The 16,637-nt window shown below is 72.5% G+C and carries 13 protein-coding genes and 1 riboswitch; of the genes, 4 read left to right on the top strand and 9 right to left on the bottom strand.

Annotation, left to right across the window (positions count from 1 at the left end; translation table 11 throughout):
* The 4 genes from PUR26_RS03005 to ribD are packed head-to-tail and all read right to left on the bottom strand — an operon-like array spanning window position 1 to window position 3,628.
* Window positions 1–1,278 carry a bifunctional 3,4-dihydroxy-2-butanone-4-phosphate synthase/GTP cyclohydrolase II gene (locus PUR26_RS03005; protein ID WP_329868882.1) on the bottom strand — a complete coding sequence of 426 codons (1,278 nt, stop codon included), beginning with the start codon at window positions 1,276–1,278 and terminating at the stop codon, window positions 1–3.
* On the bottom strand, window positions 1,275–1,919 hold the full coding sequence (locus PUR26_RS03000; RefSeq protein ID WP_329868881.1) for a nicotinamide mononucleotide transporter family protein: 645 nt from the start codon (window positions 1,917–1,919) through the stop codon (window positions 1,275–1,277). Before PUR26_RS03000 ends, PUR26_RS03005 begins: the two co-directional genes overlap by 4 nt.
* Entirely contained in the window at window positions 1,916–2,533 is a 618-nt protein-coding gene (locus PUR26_RS02995) for a riboflavin synthase (RefSeq protein WP_329868879.1), read from the bottom strand. The genes PUR26_RS03000 and PUR26_RS02995 overlap by 4 nt, the downstream gene beginning before the upstream one ends.
* Window positions 2,534–3,628 (bottom strand): bifunctional diaminohydroxyphosphoribosylaminopyrimidine deaminase/5-amino-6-(5-phosphoribosylamino)uracil reductase RibD, encoded by a 1,095-nt coding sequence (ribD, locus tag PUR26_RS02990; protein WP_329868877.1) that lies wholly within the window; start codon window positions 3,626–3,628, stop codon window positions 2,534–2,536.
* A 163-nt stretch (window positions 3,629–3,791) separates the two neighbouring features.
* A riboswitch (FMN riboswitch) is annotated at window positions 3,792–3,922 on the bottom strand.
* 240 nt (window positions 3,923–4,162) lie between these two features.
* Between ribD and PUR26_RS02985 the strand changes: the two genes are divergently transcribed.
* Window positions 4,163–6,511: a chitinase C-terminal domain-containing protein gene (locus PUR26_RS02985; protein ID WP_329868875.1), complete on the top strand. Its 2,349-nt coding sequence runs from the start codon at window positions 4,163–4,165 to the stop codon at window positions 6,509–6,511.
* 320 nt (window positions 6,512–6,831) lie between these two features.
* Here PUR26_RS02985 and PUR26_RS02980 read toward each other — a convergent pair whose 3' ends face one another.
* The gene (locus PUR26_RS02980; RefSeq protein ID WP_329868873.1) at window positions 6,832–8,016 is read right to left on the bottom strand and encodes an ROK family transcriptional regulator; all 1,185 of its coding nucleotides are present in this window, start codon (window positions 8,014–8,016) and stop codon (window positions 6,832–6,834) included.
* A 112-nt stretch (window positions 8,017–8,128) separates the two neighbouring features.
* Here PUR26_RS02980 and PUR26_RS02975 point away from each other — a divergent pair, with 112 nt between their 5' ends.
* The gene (locus PUR26_RS02975) at window positions 8,129–9,343 is read left to right on the top strand and encodes an MFS transporter (protein ID WP_329868871.1); all 1,215 of its coding nucleotides are present in this window, start codon (window positions 8,129–8,131) and stop codon (window positions 9,341–9,343) included.
* Between the two features lie 266 nt (window positions 9,344–9,609).
* Window positions 9,610–11,007, top strand: coding sequence for a uracil-xanthine permease family protein (locus tag PUR26_RS02970; RefSeq protein WP_329868870.1), 1,398 nt, complete (start codon window positions 9,610–9,612; stop codon window positions 11,005–11,007).
* On the opposite strand, the gene PUR26_RS02965 is transcribed toward PUR26_RS02970, so the two are convergent.
* On the bottom strand, window positions 10,986–12,113 hold the full coding sequence (locus tag PUR26_RS02965) for a glycoside hydrolase family 6 protein (RefSeq protein WP_329868868.1): 1,128 nt from the start codon (window positions 12,111–12,113) through the stop codon (window positions 10,986–10,988). The genes PUR26_RS02970 and PUR26_RS02965 overlap by 22 nt on opposite strands.
* A 174-nt stretch (window positions 12,114–12,287) precedes the next feature.
* Here PUR26_RS02965 and PUR26_RS02960 point away from each other — a divergent pair, with 174 nt between their 5' ends.
* Complete coding sequence (locus PUR26_RS02960) at window positions 12,288–13,001, top strand: DUF5995 family protein (protein ID WP_329868866.1); 714 nt, start codon at window positions 12,288–12,290, stop codon at window positions 12,999–13,001.
* Window positions 13,002–13,043: 42 nt separating this feature from the next.
* Here PUR26_RS02960 and PUR26_RS02955 read toward each other — a convergent pair whose 3' ends face one another.
* From PUR26_RS02955 to PUR26_RS02945, 3 genes are all read right to left on the bottom strand, one after another.
* The gene (locus PUR26_RS02955; protein ID WP_329868864.1) at window positions 13,044–14,735 is read right to left on the bottom strand and encodes a flavin monoamine oxidase family protein; all 1,692 of its coding nucleotides are present in this window, start codon (window positions 14,733–14,735) and stop codon (window positions 13,044–13,046) included.
* Between the two features lie 62 nt (window positions 14,736–14,797).
* Entirely contained in the window at window positions 14,798–15,595 is a 798-nt protein-coding gene (locus PUR26_RS02950) for a carbon-nitrogen hydrolase family protein (protein WP_329868862.1), read from the bottom strand.
* A 578-nt stretch (window positions 15,596–16,173) separates the two neighbouring features.
* On the bottom strand, window positions 16,174–16,629 hold the full coding sequence (locus PUR26_RS02945) for an Lrp/AsnC family transcriptional regulator (protein ID WP_329868860.1): 456 nt from the start codon (window positions 16,627–16,629) through the stop codon (window positions 16,174–16,176).
* Window positions 16,630–16,637 lie beyond the last annotated feature (8 nt).

The following is a 16,637-nucleotide window of genomic DNA, read 5'->3' as shown; positions in this document are numbered from 1 at the left end:
CTACTGGTTGGTGCAGGGGGACGCGCCGGCCGCGTCGAGCCAGGGCAGGTCGTGTCCCATCCGGTCCCGCTTGGTGCGCAGGTAGCGGAGGTTGTGCTCGCCGGCGTGGACCGGCATGGGCTCGCGCCGGGTCACGGTCAGTCCGTGCCGGGCCAGGGCGGCGACCTTGTCGGGGTTGTTGGTCATCAGCCGCAGGCTGCGCACGCCGAGGTCGTCGAGCATCTGGGCACCGGCGGCGTAGTCCCGGGCGTCGGCGGGCAGGCCGAGCTCCAGGTTGGCGTCGAGGGTGTCGCGGCCGCGCTCCTGGAGTTCGTAGGCGCGCAGCTTGGACAGCAGGCCGATGCCGCGTCCCTCGTGGCCGCGCAGGTAGACGACGACGCCGCGGCCCGCCTCGGTGACGCGTTCCATGGACGCTTCCAGCTGGGGGCCGCAGTCGCAGCGCATCGAGTGGAAGATGTCGCCGGTGAGGCACTCGGAGTGGATCCGCACGAGGACGTCCTGGCCGTCCCCGATGTCGCCGTGGACGAGCGCGATGTGCTCGACCCCGTCGACGGTGGAGCGGTAACCGTACGCGGTGAACTCGCCGTGGGCGGTCGGCAGGTGGACCTCGGCCTCGCGGCGGACGGTCGGTTCGGCGCTGCGGCGGTACGCGATGAGGTCCTCGATCGAGATGATCGTGAGGCCGTGCTTGCGGGCGAAGGGGACCAGCTCGGGCAGGCGCAGCATCACCCCGTCCTCACCGGCGATCTCGACGATGGCGCCGGCCGGGCGCAGTCCGGCGAGCCGGGCGAGGTCGACGGCCGCCTCGGTGTGGCCGTTGCGGACGAGTACGCCGCCGGGCTGGGCCCGCAGCGGGAAGACGTGCCCGGGGCGGACGAAGTCGGCGGCCTCGGCCCGGCCGCCCGCCAGCAGCCGGAGGGTGGTGGCGCGGTCGGCGGCGGAGATCCCGGTGGTGACGCCGTGGACGGGGGCCGCGTCGACGGAGACGGTGAAGGCCGTCCTCATCGACTCGGTGTTGTCCTCGACCATCTGCGGGAGCCGCAGGCGCTCCAGCTCGTCGCCCTCCATGGGAGCGCAGATCAGGCCGCGGCACTCGCTCATCATGAAGGCGACGATCTCGGGGGTGGCCATTTCGGCGGCGATGACGAGGTCGCCCTCGTTCTCGCGGTCCTCGTCGTCGACGACCACGACGGGCCGGCCGGCGGCGATGTCGCGAATGGCCTGCTCGACCGGGTCGAGGGCCAGGTCGGTGGCGTCCCACATGGGCAGCGCGGTCATGCCGGAGCTCCTTCCAGAGCGGGAGTGCGCGACCTGAGCCACCAGTCGCGCATGCCCCACATGACGAGGGCGAAGTAGATCACGTACACGAGACCGGAGAAGGCGAGACCGCTGCTGAAGGCGAGCGGTACGCCGACCAGGTCGACGAGGAGCCAGGCGAACCAGAACTCCACGAGGCCGCGGGCCTGGGCGACCATGGCGACGAGGGTGCCGACGAAGATGTACGCGTCGGCCCAGGGGCTCCACGACAGCGACGGGTACAGGGTGAAGAGGCCGCCGACGGCGAGCGTGCCGAGCACCGCGCCCGCCAGGAGCAGGCCGCGCTCCTTCCAGGAGGCGAAGCGGACGGCGATGGAGCCGTCCTGGGCCTGCCGGCTTCCCCGGTGCCACTGGCGCCAGCCCCACAGCGCCACGGCGATGACCAGCAGCTGCTTGCCGACGCCACCGCTGAGCTGGGCGGACGCGTAGGCGCCGACCAGGATGAGGCCGGAGAGGAACTGGGCGGGCCAGGTCCAGATGGAGCGCCGCCAGCCGAGGGCGAGTGCGGCCAGACCGATCGTGTTGCCGATCATGTCGGACCACATGATGTGCTGGCCGAAGGCGCTGAACGCTTCTCCGTTCAGCCAGGTCAGGGCGCTCACTTGGGGTTCTCCTCGGTCGGGCCGGCGGTGGGCGCGACCAGCCGCTCGACGTACTTGGCGATGACGTCGACCTCCAGGTTGACCGGGTCGCCGGGCTCCTTGATGCCGAGCGTGGTCAGCGCGAGGGTGGTGGGGATGAGGCTGATGGTGAAGTAGTCGCGGCCCGCGTCGACGACGGTGAGGCTCACGCCGTCCACCGTGATGGAGCCCTTCTCGACCACGTAACGGGTGAGGCCGGCGGGCAGGGAGACCTTGACGATCTCCCAGTTCTCGGAGGGCGTGCGGTCGAGGATGGTGCCGACGGAATCGACGTGGCCCTGGACGATGTGCCCGCCGAGCCGGTCGCCGACCGCCATGGGGCGCTCCAGGTTGACCCGGGATCCCGGCTCCAGGGCGCCGAGGCTGGAGCGCTTGAGCGTTTCGGCCATCACGTCGGCGGTGAACTCACCGTCGCCGCACTCGACCACGGTGAGGCACACGCCGTTGACGGCGATCGAGTCGCCGTGCTTCGCGTCCTCGCAGACGAGGGGCCCACGCAGGCGGAAGCGGGAGGCGTCACCGAGGTTCTCGACGGCGGTGACCTCACCCAGCTCTTCGACGATTCCGGTGAACACTCAGTGCTCCTTCGATGCGACGGTGGCGGTGATGCGCAGATCGGGTCCGATGCGTACGGCCTCGTTCATGTCGAGCCGCAACGCTTCGGTGATGGTGGTGATTCCGGCGTCGGTCAGGGCCTCGGGGCCCGCGCCGAGGAGGACCGGGGCGAGGTAGCCGACGACCTTGTCGACGGCTCCCGCGCGGACGAAGGCCCCGGCGAGGGCCGGGCCGCCTTCGAGGAGTACGGAGCGGACGCCGCGGCCGTGCAGGGCGTCCAGGAGGGCGGGCACCGAGAGACCGCGGCCGTCCTCCGCGCGGGGCAGCCGGACGATGTCCACGCCGGCGGGAAGGTCCGGATCCGCGTCCTCCGCGACCGCGATCAGAGTGGGAGCCGCGTCGTCCAGGACGCGGGCGCCGGGCCTGACCGCGGTGGCCCCGGTGTCGACGACGACGCGCAGCGGCTGGACGGCTCCGTCGATCCCGCGGACGGCGAGATGCGGGTCGTCGGCGCGGGCGGTGCCGGAGCCGACGAGCACGGCGTCGGCCTGCGCGCGCAGCCGGTGGACGTCGGCGCGGGACTCGGGCGAGGTGATCCAGCGGCTGGTGCCGTCCTGGGCGGCGACGCGGCCGTCGAGGGTGGCCGCGTACTTCCACAGGACGTAAGGACGGCCGAGGCGTACGGAGGTGAGCCAGGCGGCGTTCCCGGCCTCGGCCTCGTCGGCGAGGAGGCCGCCCTCGACCTGGACGCCGGCCGCGCGCAGGGTCCCGGCGCCGCCGGTGGCCCGCGGGTCCGGGTCGCCGACGGCGTACACGACCCGGTCGACGCCGGCCTCGATCAGCGCCTGCGCGCAGGGGCCGGTGCGGCCGGTGTGGTTGCAGGGTTCGAGGGTGACGTAGGCGGTGCCGCCGCGGGCGAGGGCGCCTGCCTGGCGCAGGGCGTGGACCTCGGCGTGGGGGCCGCCGGCACGCTGGTGGTAGCCGGCGCCGGCCTCGTGGCCGGAGGCGTCGAGGACGACGCACCCGACGACCGGGTTGGGGCTGGTGGAGCCGAGTCCGCGGGCGGCGAGCGCGATGGCTCGGCGCATGGCGTTCACGTCGGCTGCGGTGGCCACCGGGTCCTCCTGCCTCTTCGGGCACGGACTCCGGGGCCTGTCGATGACGACAGAGAGCGGGAGAGGACGACACCGCACGAGGGGCGCCAGGACCGAGGACGCCGATCGCCGGGAACGGCGATCAGCGGACATACGGCCGGCACACCCATGAGGGTCACACCCGCCGCGCACTGCCTCCCATCCGGACTTTCACCGTCGGTCCAGGAATTTCACCTGATCAACCGGCCACTGGATGCGGCCGGGTCGCGGACTGTAACCGCCGGTTCGGAATTACACCGACCCCGGAGTGCGCTGCTGCTGATACAGGGCAAGTGTGCCACGCCGGCCCGTCGCCCAGGCGGACGCACCTCTGTGTGCTGGCTCACAGCCCGGCCTTGTCGCCCAACTGGTCCAGACCTATTGACGCTTTGGTCTAGTCCTTTTAATCTCTGCGTCACCTCCACGGAGCCGGCCCGACGGTGTGCGCACACCAGGGCCCGACACGACCTCTGCCCCTTGCCAGTTGTGCGATCCCCACCCGGGAGGAACCGAACCGTGCTGTCCCCCATACGCAGGAGAGCCACGCTGCTCTCGTCCGCAGCGGCCGCCGCCGGGCTGCTGCTCGGCTCGCTCTCCGGCGCCCCCGCCGCCTGGGGGTCCTCCCAGGACGACGTCCTCGCGGGAGAGTCCTGTCGCCCGGACGGGCTCTACGCGACACCCGGCGTCGACGTGCCGTACTGCTCCGTCTACGACGCCGACGGCCGCGAGAAGATGGGCGCCGACCACCAGCGCCGCGTCATCGGCTACTTCACCGGCTGGCGCACCGGCAAGGACGGGACGCCCGCCTATCTCGCCTCCGACGTCCCGTGGGACAAGGTCACCCACATCAACTACGCCTTCGGGCACATCGACTCCGCCCACAAGCTCTCGGTCGGCGCCGACGGCCCGAACAACGCCGCGACCGGGATGACCTGGCCCGGGGTCGCGGGCGCCGAGATGGACCCCTCGTACACCTACAAGGGGCACTTCAACCTGCTGAACAAGTTCAAGAAGCAGCACCCCGACGTCAAGACGCTGATCTCGGTGGGCGGCTGGGCCGAGACCGGCGGCTACTTCGACGACAGCGGCAACCGGGTGAACTCCGGCGGCTTCTACTCCATGGCCACCAACGCCGACGGCTCCGTCAACCAGGCAGGCATCGACACCTTCTCGGACTCCGCCGTCGCCTTCATCAAGAAGTACGGCTTCAACGGCGTCGACATCGACTACGAGTACCCGACGACGATGAAGGACGCGGGCAACCCGCTGGACTGGCAGCTGTCCAACGGACGCCGCGCCGGCCTGGTCAAGGGCTACGCGGCGCTGATGAAGACGCTGCGCGAGAAGCTCGACCGCGCGGGCGCCGCCGACGGCAGGCACTACCTCCTGACCGTCGCCGCGCCGTCCTCCGGCTATCTGCTGCGCGGCATGGAGACGTTCCAGATGCAGAAGTACCTGGACTACGTCAACATCATGTCCTACGACCTGCACGGCGCCTGGAACGAGCACGTGGGGCCGAACGCCTCCCTCTTCGACGACGGCAAGGACAGCGAGCTGGCCGCCGCGGGCGTGTACTCCACCTCGCAGTACGGCCAGACGGGTTACCTCAACACCGACTGGGCGTACCACTACTTCCGCGGTTCGATGCCGGCCGGGCGCATCAACATCGGCCTGCCGTACTACACCCGCGGCTTCAAGAACGTGCAGGGCGGCACGGACGGCCTGTGGGGCAAGGCGCCCGCCACGACGTGCCCGGCGGGCGCGGGGCTGACCAAGTGCGGTGACGGCGCGGTCGGCATCGACAACCTGTGGCACGACAAGGACACCGCCGGCAAGGAGTCCCCGGCGGGCTCCAACCCGATGTGGCACGCGAAGAACCTGGAGAAGGGCGTCGTCGGCGACTACGTCTCCCGCTACGGCTTCCCCGCCTCCACCAGGCTGACCGGCACCTACGTCCGCAAGTACGACCCGACGCTGGTCGCGCCGTGGCTGTGGAACGCCGAGAAGAAGGTGTTCCTCTCGACCGAGGACGAGCAGTCGGTGAAGGCCAAGGCCGACTACGTGGTCGACAAGGGCATCGGCGGCACGATGGTCTGGGAGCTGGCCGGCGACTACGACTGGAACGCGGCCAAGGGCCAGTACGAGACCGGCGACACGCTGACGACGGCGATGTACGAGAAGTTCAAGGCGGCCGCCCCGTACGGCGCCAAGCGCGCGACGACCACGCTGCCGACCGACGCCGTCGACGTGGCCGTGGACTTCGGGCAGTTCGCCCTCGGCGACTCCAACTACCCGATCAGCCCCAAACTGAAGATCACCAACAACACGAAGACGGCGCTTCCGGGCGGCACGGAGTTCCAGTTCGACTACGCGACGTCGGCGCCCGCCAACGCCAAGGACCAGTCCGGATTCGGTACGACGATCGTCCGCAGCGATCACAGCGGCAGCAACGTCGGCGGGCTGAAGGGCGACTACCACCGGGTCTCGCTCAAGCTGCCGGCCTGGCAGACCCTGGCTCCCGGCGCGTCGGTGGAGCTGGACTTCGTCTACTACCTGCCGACGTCCACCCCGTCCAACTGGACGGTGACCTTCGGCGGCAAGTCCTACGCCCTGACGGGTGACCTGGCCCGGGGCACGAAGCGGGTCGAGCCCGGCACCGGGACGAACCCCGGCCCGGGACCGTCCCCCGACCCGACACCGGGCGGGCAGTGCACGCCGGCCGCGTGGAGCGCGACCGCCGAGTACGGTTCCGGCACCGTGGTCTCCCACGCGTCCCGCACCTGGAAGGCGAAGTGGTGGACGAAGGGCCAGGAGCCCGGCACCACCGGCGAATGGGGTGTCTGGCAGGACCTCGGCGCCTGCTGACCCGGTAGGGACCGGGGACGGCCGGCGGATCCCGCCCGGCGGGATCGGCCGGCCGTCCCCACATGGAGAGGCCCGGTGGCGCTCACGGCCCTTGCCGCCGCCGGGCCTCTTCGCACGCCCGCGTCCTGCGACGTGGCACGCGGTGCACCCGCGGGCCCCGGCCCCGGCCCCGGTTTCCTTTCCGGGGCCGGGGCCCGTGCGTGCGCGCATGCCTACGTCCCCGCGTGCGTGCACGCGAGCGTGCGAAGGACGGTTCCGCGCCGCCGGGCGAGCCACCGCCGCAGGGGCGGGCGCCGCCCGGAAGCGGACCGCCGGACGGGTCAGGCCCCGCCGGGGAACAACTCGTCCTGCGCCGCGTCCCGCGACATGAACAGCGCGCCCCGGAGCACCGCGGCGCCCCCCAGACCGCTCGCCCGCACCTCGGTGCGCAGCGGTGTCAGCGCGGCCAGCCGCTTCTCGACGCGGCCGGCCAGCGCGGCGCCCCCGGCATGGCCCGTCTCGCCGCCCAGGACGACACAGCCCGGGTCGAGCACGGAGCTGACGGCGGCGACCCCGAGGGCCAGCCGGTCGGCGAGCGCGTCCAGGAAGGCGTCGCCCCGGGGCGAGGGCCCGCCGGCCAGCGCGGCACGGACGGCCGACGCCCCGGACGGTTCGAGGTTGCCCTCGGCGGCCCCGAAGCCGTACTCCCGCGCCAGGTCCCGGATGGCGGACGAGCCCGCCAGGGAGTGGAAGCCTCCGTCGCAGTCGGTCGCCGACGGCAGCCCGGCCGTACCGGGGACGGGCAGGAAACCGATCTCGCCCGCGCCGCCGGAGGCCCCCCGCCGCAGTCTGCCGTCCAGGACGACGGCCGCGCCGACGCCGTGGCCGAGCCAGAGCAGGACGAAGGTGTCGCGGTCGCGTGCGGCGCCCTGGCGCTGTTCGGCGACGGCCGCGAGGTTGGTCTCGTTCTCGACGAGGACCGTCGCGGGCAGGCGCTCCTGGAGGACGGTGACGAGCCGGCGGTGCCAGGCGGGCAGCCCGGTGGAGTCGCGCAGCTCGGAGGTGGCGGGGTCGATCAGTCCGGGCGCCCCGATGCCCACGGTGTGCAGATGCCCCACGCCCGCCTTGCGTGCGGTGCTCTCCAGGAGGGAGGCCGCCCGCTCGACGGCCGGGCCGGTGCCGGTGCCGTCGCCCATGGGCAGGGTCGCCTCGGCGAGCGTCTCGCCGACCAGGTCGGTGACGACGACCGACACGCTGCGCAGGCGGACGTCGAGAGCCGCGAGGTGCGCCCGGTCGGCCGCGATCCCGTACAGCCGCGCGTTGGGGCCCCTGCGCCGGGCACCCGTCTCACCGACCACCCGGACCAGACCCGATTCCTGGAGGCGCTCGACGAGGTCGGCGACCGTGGGACGGGACAGACCGGTCATCGTCTTCAGCTGACCTGCCGTCAACGGGCCCTCGTCCTGGAGCAGTCGCAGGGCGAGCCTGTCGTTGATGGCCCTGGCGGTGCTCGGGGAGGCGGGCATGCCTGGATCCTCTCAGATTCAGCATATGAACTTACTATCAGGCAGGCTTCCTGATAATTTACCGCCGAGCTCGCGCGACCCCGCGCGGGCGGACGCCGACCGGGGAGGGCCTGTGGCGAGTGGAGTGGTGTTCGGCGGGGAGCGGCTGCGACGGGCGCGCTACGCCGTGGCAGCCGTGTTCTGCGTGCACGGAGCGGTCACCGGCAGCTTCGCCACCCGCGTCCCCTGGATCCAGGACCACGCCGGGGTCAGCGCGGGCCAGCTGGGCCTGGCCCTCGCCTTCCCCGCGCTGGGCGCCTCGGTGGCGATGCCGCTCGCGGGTGCGATCAGCCACCGCTTCGGCGCCCGCACCGCGCTGCGCGGGCTGCTCGCGCTGTGGACGATGTCCCTGACGCTCCCCTCACTGGCGCCGAACATCTACGGCCTGTGCGGCGCGCTCTTCGTGTACGGCGCCACCGCCGGCATGTCGGACGTGGCGATGAACGCCCTCGGTGTCGAGGTCGAGAACCGGCTCGACAAGTCGATCATGTCGGGGCTGCACGGCATGTGGAGCGTGGGTGCCCTGCTCGGCTCGGCCGCGGGCACGGTCGCCGCCCACCTGGGCGGGGACGCCCGGCTGCACCACCTCGTCGCGGCCCTGGTGCTCACCGCCCTGGGCGCGCTGTTCTGCCAGGGAGTCCTGGACCTGCGCAGCACCCCGGACGAGGAGCCGCCGCCACGGTTCGCCCTGCCGCCGAAGTCGGCACTGGTCATCGGGGCGATCGGCTTCTGCGGCGTGTTCGCGGAGGGCGCGAGCCTGGACTGGTCGGCGGTCTACCTGCGCGACGAACTGGGGACGTCGGCGGGGCTCGCCGCGGCCTCCACGACCGCGTTCGCGCTGACCATGGCGGTGGCCCGGCTGGTCGGCGACCGGATCGTGGACCGGTTCGGGGCGGTGCGCACCGTACGGGTCGGCGGCGTGGCGGCGACGGCGGGCGGCCTGCTGGTGGTGGTCGCACCTCACCCGGCCGCCGCGCTGGCCGGGTTCGGGCTGCTCGGCCTCGGCGTGGCCGTCGTCGTGCCCCTGGCCTTCGCGGCCGCCGGGCGCAGCGGCCCCAACCCGAGCCAGGCGATCGCGGGCGTCGCCACCATCACGTACACCTCGGGGCTCATCGCCCCGTCGGCGATCGGCGGGATCGCCGACGCGACGTCGCTGACGGTCTCGTTCGGCCTGGTCACGCTGCTGGCGTTCGGTCTGGTGCTGGGCGCCGGCGTGCTGCGGGGCAAGAGCCGGGAGCGGGCGGAGACCCCCGCCGTCGACACGGCCGCTCCCGGGGCCCGCAACTGACACCACTCCGGCCTCACCCGCGCCGGAAGCGGGGAGCAGCGCGCCCGGCCGGCGGGTGAGCACCTGCACGGGGGCGGTTCCGGGGCGGCCAGGACCACGGGCGGGCGGCGCCCCCGCCCGGCCCCGGGGCCGCGCCCACCCGGAGGACGCCGGGCGGAAACCGCACAGAAGGCGCACTACCATTGCGCTGGTCTTCCGCTGTCCCGCGAAGCGGCCGCCCCGGCCCCGCGACGGCCCCCCGAACCGGAGAACTGGAGCGACCCCCCATGAACCTCGGCGTGCGCTGGACCCTGCACGGCGACGGACGGACACCCGCTCCCGGAGCCGTCGTCCGCCCCGACGAGCGGCTTTCCTGGCCCCGTACGGTCGGGCTCGGCGCCCAGCACGTGGTGGCCATGTTCGGTGCGTCGTTCGTCGCTCCGGTCCTGATGGGGCTCGACCCCAACCTCGCGATCATGATGTCCGGCGTCGCGACGGTGATCTTCCTGCTCGCCACGAAGGGGAAGGTGCCCAGCTACCTGGGCTGCTCGCTCTCGTTCGTGGGCGTGGCCGCCACCATCCGGGCCACCGGCGGCACCAGCGCCACCGTGACCGGCGCGGTGCTGGTCGTCGGTGTCGTGCTCTTCCTGGCGGGGCTCGCCGTGCAGCGGTTCGGCGCCCGGATCATCCACGCGGCGATGCCGCCGATCGTCACCGGCGCCGTGGTCATGCTCATCGGGTTCAACCTCGCGCCGGTGACCGCCTCGACGTACTGGCCTCAGGACCAGTGGACGGCGCTGCTGGTGATGCTGTTCACCGGGCTCGCCGTGGTCTGTCTGCGCGGCTTCTGGTCACGTATCGCGATCTTCCTCGGGCTGGTCTTCGGCTACGGCATCTCCTGGGTCTTCGACCGGATCTTCGGCCGCATCCACTCCCCGGCCGGGGGTGCCGAGGCCGTCGACCACTGGCGGCTGGATCTGTCCGGCGTCGGGAAGGCCGACTGGATCGGCCTTCCGTCCTTCCACGCCCCGAGCTTCGAGTGGTCCGCCATCCTGGTCGCGCTCCCGGTCGTCATCGCGCTGATCGCCGAGAACGCCGGACACGTCAAAGCCGTCGGGGAGATGACCGGCGAGTCGCTCGACGACAAGCTGGGCACCGCCATCGCCGCCGACGGCGCCGCCTCGATGCTCTCCACCGCCGTGGGCGGCCCGCCCAACACCACGTACTCCGAGAACATCGGCGTCATGGCCGCCACCCGGGTCTACTCCACCGCCGCCTACTGGGCCGCCGCCGGCTTCGCGCTGCTCTTCGGGCTCTGCCCCAAGTTCGGCGCCGTCGTGGCCGCGATCCCCGGCGGTGTCCTCGGCGGCATCACCGTCATCCTGTACGGAATGATCGGCCTGCTCGGCGCGCAGATCTGGATCAACGCCAAGGTCGATCTGCGCAATCCGCTGAACCTCGTCCCGGCCGCCGCGGGCATCATCATCGGCGTCGGCGGCGTCAGCCTGAAGTTCACCGACACCTTCGAGCTCAGCGGCATCGCGCTCGGCACCATCGTCGTCATCACCGGCTACCACGTGCTGCGCGCCTTCGCCCCCGCCCACATGAAGGAACAGGAACCGCTCCTGGACGCGGGTACCAGCTCGTACGAGGGCGGCGGGGATCAGCCGGTCGCCAAGTCGTAGGCGTAGTCGGGGGTGAACGATCCGGCGGCGCCCTTGCAGCCGTCGGACTCCCCCGGCAGCTTGATCCACAGATAGGCGTCGATCCGGGCCGCGCCGGTCCCGGTCGTCGGCGTCTGGCCGAGAGCGCGGCCGGAGGGGTCGCACCACTCGCCGGGGGCGGGGGCGCCGTTCCCGTTGCGGCTGGTGTCGATGACCGCGCCGAGCCGGGAAGGGCCGCCGAGCGCCGCGAGCACCCGACGCGCGTAGGCCACCTCGTCCGCGGTCCGGTGGAAGTTCGACACATTGGTGAAGATGCCGTCGCCGCTGCTCGCCGCGCCCGCCGCGCGCAGGGCGGAGGCCATCTCCGTGGCCGGGTGCCAGCCGGAGTGCCCCGCGTCGAAGTACACCCTCGCCTGCGGGTTGGCGGCCTTCAACGCCCTGCCCGCCCGGGCCAGTGACGCGTACCGCGCGGCCCGGCCGCTGTCCGACAGGCAGTCCGCGAGCGCGATCGAGTCGGGTTCCAGGACCACTATCACGGGGCCGCTGCCGAGGCCCTCGGCGAATCCGCGTATCCACCCGTCGTAGGCGTCCAGGTCGGGGGCACCGCCCTGCGAGGCCCCGCCGCAGTCCCGGTCCGGGATGGCGTACGGCACGAGGACCGGGACCCGGCCGACGGCTGCCGCACCGGAGGTCACCGAGCGGACCCTGCCGGTGATGGCCCCGGGGTCGTACTCGGCGAACCAGACGGCGGCCGGCTGGGCGGCGATCCTCGACTCGATGAGCGCCCGGCGGGGGTCGTCGCCGTTGGCCCTGATCCAGTCGAGCACCTGCGAGTCGGGGTGGCGGTACAGGTCGGCGTCGACGAGCGGGACCTGCCGCTGCGCCGGGGCCTTCGGGGCCTTCGGGGACGCCTTGGGCTTCGGGGACGCCGATGCCGACGCCGACGGCTTCGCCGGGGAGGGCGACGGCGACGGCGAGGGGGGTTCGGGCCGTGCGGGCAGGGGCTGCGGGACCGGCGCGCCGGAGACCAGCGGCCTGGCGGTGTCGCTCCTCCCGTCGGCCTCCGACACCGAGAGCAGCCCCGAGACCGTGCCGACGGCGACGACCGCCGAGGCCGCGGCGGCCATGACGTTGCGGCGCCTGGTCCGCCGGCGTTCCCGTCGTGCGGTACGGCGATGTTCGCGCGCGCCTGACACCGTGGATCCCCTCCCCCTGGTGCCCGCCGGTCGACGGGTCCCCCGTTTCGGGGACGCCCGGCTCGATGGCACCACCGAGAGCCTACCGACTGGGACGCTGCCCCCATGGCGCAGACCCGACGGCTCACCGCCGCGACCGGACCCGACCGGCTGTCGATCGACGCGGTGGTGGAACGGATGCAGGCGTTCCGCTCGCTGTGGCCGGCGAGGGACGGGGTGGCGGTCTTCAATCGGGTGTACCTGACGGTCACCCAGGAGATCGGCCGGTGTGCCGACGCGGGCGGATTCATCGACCGGCGGGCCGCCGTGACCCTGGATGTGCGCTTCGCCGAGCGCTATCTGGCGGCGGTGGACACCGTCGCCTCCGGCGGACGGCCACCGGCCTGCTGGCGGCCGCTCTTCCGGTGCCGGAGCCACCCCGGCGTACGGCCCCTGCAGTTCGCCCTGGCCGGTATCAATGCGCACATCGGGCACGATCTGGCGCTCGCGGTGGTGGACACCTGTCGCACGCTCGGCTGCGAACCCGTCGACCTGGAGGCCCCGTTCCGGCAGGTGGGCGACATCCTCGCGCTGCTGGAGGAACGCATCCGCGAAGAGCTGATGCCGGGGCCCGATCTCCTGGAGGCCGCCGATCCGCTGACCCATCTGCTGGGGTGCTGGAGCCTGGACCGGGCCCGGGACGGGGCCTGGCTGGCCGGCCGCTCGCTGTGGCGGCTGGGCCGGATGCCGGAGCTGGCCGAGGAGTTCACCGAACGCCTCGACCACTCCGTGGGTCTGGTGGGGCGGATGCTGCTGACGCCGCTCACACGGTGCGGCTGAACGCCCTCACACCCGTGCTTCCGCCCCACTCCCCCAACTCCCTCAGTCCTCCGGGAGTTCCACGGGGGCGATCTCGTCGTAGACGTCGCCCGGGCCGGGGTTGGTGGCATCGGTGGCGCCGCCGAAGTGGCGCATGACGCCCCACACCGCGTTCAGCGCGGTCTGGACGGCGCCCTCGGCCCAGCCCGCCGTCCAGGAGATGTCGTCGCCGGCGAGGAAGATGCCCCGCTTGTCCTCGGGCAGCCGGTCCTGCATGAAGTGGGTGAACAGCCGCCGCTGGTAGCGGTAGTGGCCGGGCAGGTTGGCCTTGAACGCGCCCATGAACCAGGGCTCGTTCTCCCAGGACACGGTCACCGGGTTGCCGATGATGTGCTTGCGGATGTCGACGTCCGGGTAGATCTCGCCGAGCGACTTGAGCATGACCTCCATGCGCTCGTTCGCCGACAGCGGCAGCCACTTCAGGCTGTCGTCGCACCACGTGTACGAGAGGCAGATGACGGCCGGCTTGTCCGGGCCGTCGTCCAGCAGGTACGTACCGCGCGTCATCCGGTCGGTCAGCGTCATCGACATGACGTCCCGGCCGGTCTTCTCGTTCTTGTCCAGCCAGAACGGCCGGTCGACCGGCACGAACAGCTTGGACGACTCCATGTAGTGGGTGCGCTCCATCGCCGTCCAGTGGTCGATGGGGAAGAGCGAGTCGTCACAGGCGATCTTGGACAGCAGCAGCCAGGACTGGGCGGTGAAGATCGCCGCCTGGTAGGTGCGGATGTCGCCGGTGGAGTCGGTGACGGTGATCCGGTTGCCCGCGGTGCGGTGCAGGCGGGTCACGGCGGGCTTCGGGTCGCCGTCGTGCAGCGACTTCAGCGACGTGCCGAGCGGCCAGTGGACCATCTTCCGCGGCTCGCGCTCCCACAGGCGCACCGGCAGCTGCTGGGAGCCGCCGACGATGCCGCGGTGGTGGTCGTCGGCCTCGGTGTAGACGACCCGCAGGATCTCCAGGATGGAGTTGGGGAAGTCGGTGTCCCAGCCGCCGGTGCCGAAGCCGACCTGTCCGAAGATCTCCCGGTGGCGGAAGGACTTGAAGGACTCCGACTCGCACAGGAAGCCGTAGAAGGTCTGGTTGTCGAGCTTCTCGACGAGCTTGGCCCAGATCTCGCGGATCCGCGGGACGTCGCGCTCACGCATGGCGCGGTTCATGTCGGAGAAGTCCGCGCCCTCCTCCAGGCAGGCGTTCCACGCGTTCGCCACGTCGCGGTAGACCTGCGGCAGGTCGTCGACGGTCTCGGCGTAGTGCGACTCGCCCTTGAGGTCGACGACGGTCGAGGGGGTGGACTCGGCGAGCGGGTTGGGGAACGGCCGGGTCTCCAGGCCCACCAGGTCGATGTAGTGCTGGAGCGCGGTCGAGGACGGCGGGAAGCGCATCGCGCCCATCTCGGCCGTCAGCCCGGGCTCACAGCCCTCGAAGCCGACGGTGCGCAGCCGGCCACCGATCTGGTCGGCCTCGTAGACGACCGGCTTGAGGCCCATCTTCATCAGCTCGTAGGCGGCGACGATGCCCGAGAGACCGCCGCCGATGACGGCGACCTCGGTGCCGTGCTCGGTCGCGGGTATCTGCCCGAGACCGGCCGGGTGGGCCAGGAAGTCGTCGTAGGCGTACGGGAAGTCCGGACCGAACATGGTGATCGGCGGCTGCGCGTCGGTGTGCTGGACGGCGGTGGGCACCGTGGACGTCATGGGGTACGGACTCCTTGCAGGGGAAAGCTCGTGCGGGGGGGGCTGGGCGGGGCGGTGCGGATTCAGCTCAGGGACGCGTACAGGCCCGGGCGGCGGTCGCGCAGATAGGGGTTGGCCTCGCGGGAGGCGCGCAGGAGCTCCGGGTCGGCGTCGCCGACGATCAGCTCCTCCTCGCGTCCGGCTCGGGCCCGGGTGGTGCCGTCGGGGCAGGCGAGGGCCGACCGTCCGACGAACTCGAACTCGCCCTCCTGCCCGACGCGGTTGGCGTACGCGATGTACAGCTGGCTCTCGAAGGCGCGCACCGGCACGACGGCGTCGGCGACGACCTCGGCGGGGTGCATCAGGGCGGTGGGCACCAGCAGCAGGTCGGTGCCGGCCAGGGCGTGCGCCCGGACGTTCTCCGGGAACTCGACGTCGTAGCAGATCATCACGCCCAGGCGCAGCCCGGCGAGCTCGGCCTGGACGACGGGCCGGTCGCCGGGGGTGAACCAGTCCTGCTCGAAGCCGCCGAAGAGATGGGTCTTGCGGTAGTTCGCGAGCCGGGCGCCGTCGGGGCCGATCAGCTGGGCGGCGTTGAAGATCCGCTCGCCGTCCCGCTCCGGGTAGCCGTAGACGATTCCCAGGCCGTGCCGTACGGCGAGGGCGGCGACCGCCTCGGCGGAGGGGCCGTCGGCGGCCTCTGCCAGCCGGGGCACGTCCGCGCCGATCGCGTACCCGGTCAGGAACATCTCGGGGGCGACCAGCAGTCCGGCACCCGTGGCGGCGGCGCGGGCGGCGGCCTCGTCGAGGACCTTGAGATTGGCGGCCACGTCACCGGGCTGTCCGGAGCTCTGGAGCAGGGCGGTGCGCAGCGGCGGCATCGGCAGACCTCTGTCGGGGTGCGAGGGGGCGGAAACGGTGGTGGAAAGACGTCAAAACGGTACGGTCCGCTGCTCACCCCGGACAAGATCTGACCGTTGCGGACCGACCGTCGATCCATTGCGCGGTTGCCGGAGGGGGCGGTGATTCATTGCGTCACGGGTGGGGCCAGGGGGGCGGACGGGCTTCGCCGCCCGCCGCGGGAGCGTCGCGATCGGCGCGCGGGCGGATCGGCGAGGCCGTCCGGACGGGCACGACCGTGGCAGGCACACGGCGGCCGGAGGGGCATCGGCCGGAGGGCCGGTGCGCCCGGTGCCGGACCTGCCGGGGTGAGCGGGGACGGCCCGGTGGAGGCCGCGCCCCGGCAGCCCCGGCGACCCGGACCGCGGGAACCCGGCCCGGGGGCTCCAGGCAGTGTCCGGAAGGCGTCGGCGTCCGCCCGGAGGGCCGGGGCTGCGGCGTGCGTGTCGGGGATCGCACGGCGGAGGAGGGCGGCGACGCGGAGTGTGGGCGACCGACGATTACGCGGCGAGGCGCGGTGCCGGGGCACGCGAGCCCGGCACGAACCAGTCGAGAGACCCTAGGCGGGCGAGCCGGAGGAGTAGCGCCGCAGCAGCGGTGAGAGCACCAGGACCGACTTGGTGCGCTCCACGAACGGCTCGCCGGCGATCCGCTCCAGGACGCGCTCGAAGTGGCGCATGTCGGAGGCGAAGACCTGGACGATCGCGTCCGCCTCACCGGTCACGGTGGAGGCGGACGCGACTTCCGGGTACCGCTCAAGGCCACGCTGGATGGCCTCGGGCGAGGTGTTGCGACGGCAGTAGATCTCGATGAAGCCCTCGGTCTCCCAGCCGAGCGCCGCCGGGTCGACCCGCACCGTGAAGCCGGTGATGGCCCCCTCGGCCCGCAGCCTGTCCACCCGGCGCTTGACGGCCGGGGCGGACAGGCCGACGAGTGCGCCGATGTCGGCGTAACTGCGGCGGGCGTCCTCGGCGAGGGCGTGGACGATGCGTTCGTCGAGATCGTTGAGTCGCACTACGGGTG

The sequence above is a fragment of the Streptomyces sp. SP18CS02 genome (assembly GCF_036322365.1).
In the GTDB taxonomy this organism is placed as follows: Bacteria; Actinomycetota; Actinomycetes; order Streptomycetales; family Streptomycetaceae; genus Streptomyces.
This window is presented reverse-complemented; position numbering and strand designations above follow the sequence as displayed.

What these genes read in the sequence shown, in the direction of transcription:
- PUR26_RS03005 (WP_329868882.1), bottom strand. Translation starts at nt 1,278, where the DNA reads ATGACCGCGCTGCCCATGTGGGACGCCACCGACCTGGCCCTCGACCCG.
- PUR26_RS02980 (WP_329868873.1), bottom strand. Translation starts at nt 8,016, where the DNA reads ATGCCCGCCTCCCCGAGCACCGCCAGGGCCATCAACGACAGGCTCGCC.
- PUR26_RS02970 (WP_329868870.1), top strand. Translation starts at nt 9,610, where the DNA reads ATGAACCTCGGCGTGCGCTGGACCCTGCACGGCGACGGACGGACACCC.
- PUR26_RS02965 (WP_329868868.1), bottom strand. Translation starts at nt 12,113, where the DNA reads ATGGCCGCCGCGGCCTCGGCGGTCGTCGCCGTCGGCACGGTCTCGGGG.
- PUR26_RS02960 (WP_329868866.1), top strand. Translation starts at nt 12,288, where the DNA reads ATGGCGCAGACCCGACGGCTCACCGCCGCGACCGGACCCGACCGGCTG.
- PUR26_RS02955 (WP_329868864.1), bottom strand. Translation starts at nt 14,735, where the DNA reads ATGACGTCCACGGTGCCCACCGCCGTCCAGCACACCGACGCGCAGCCG.
- PUR26_RS02950 (WP_329868862.1), bottom strand. Translation starts at nt 15,595, where the DNA reads ATGCCGCCGCTGCGCACCGCCCTGCTCCAGAGCTCCGGACAGCCCGGT.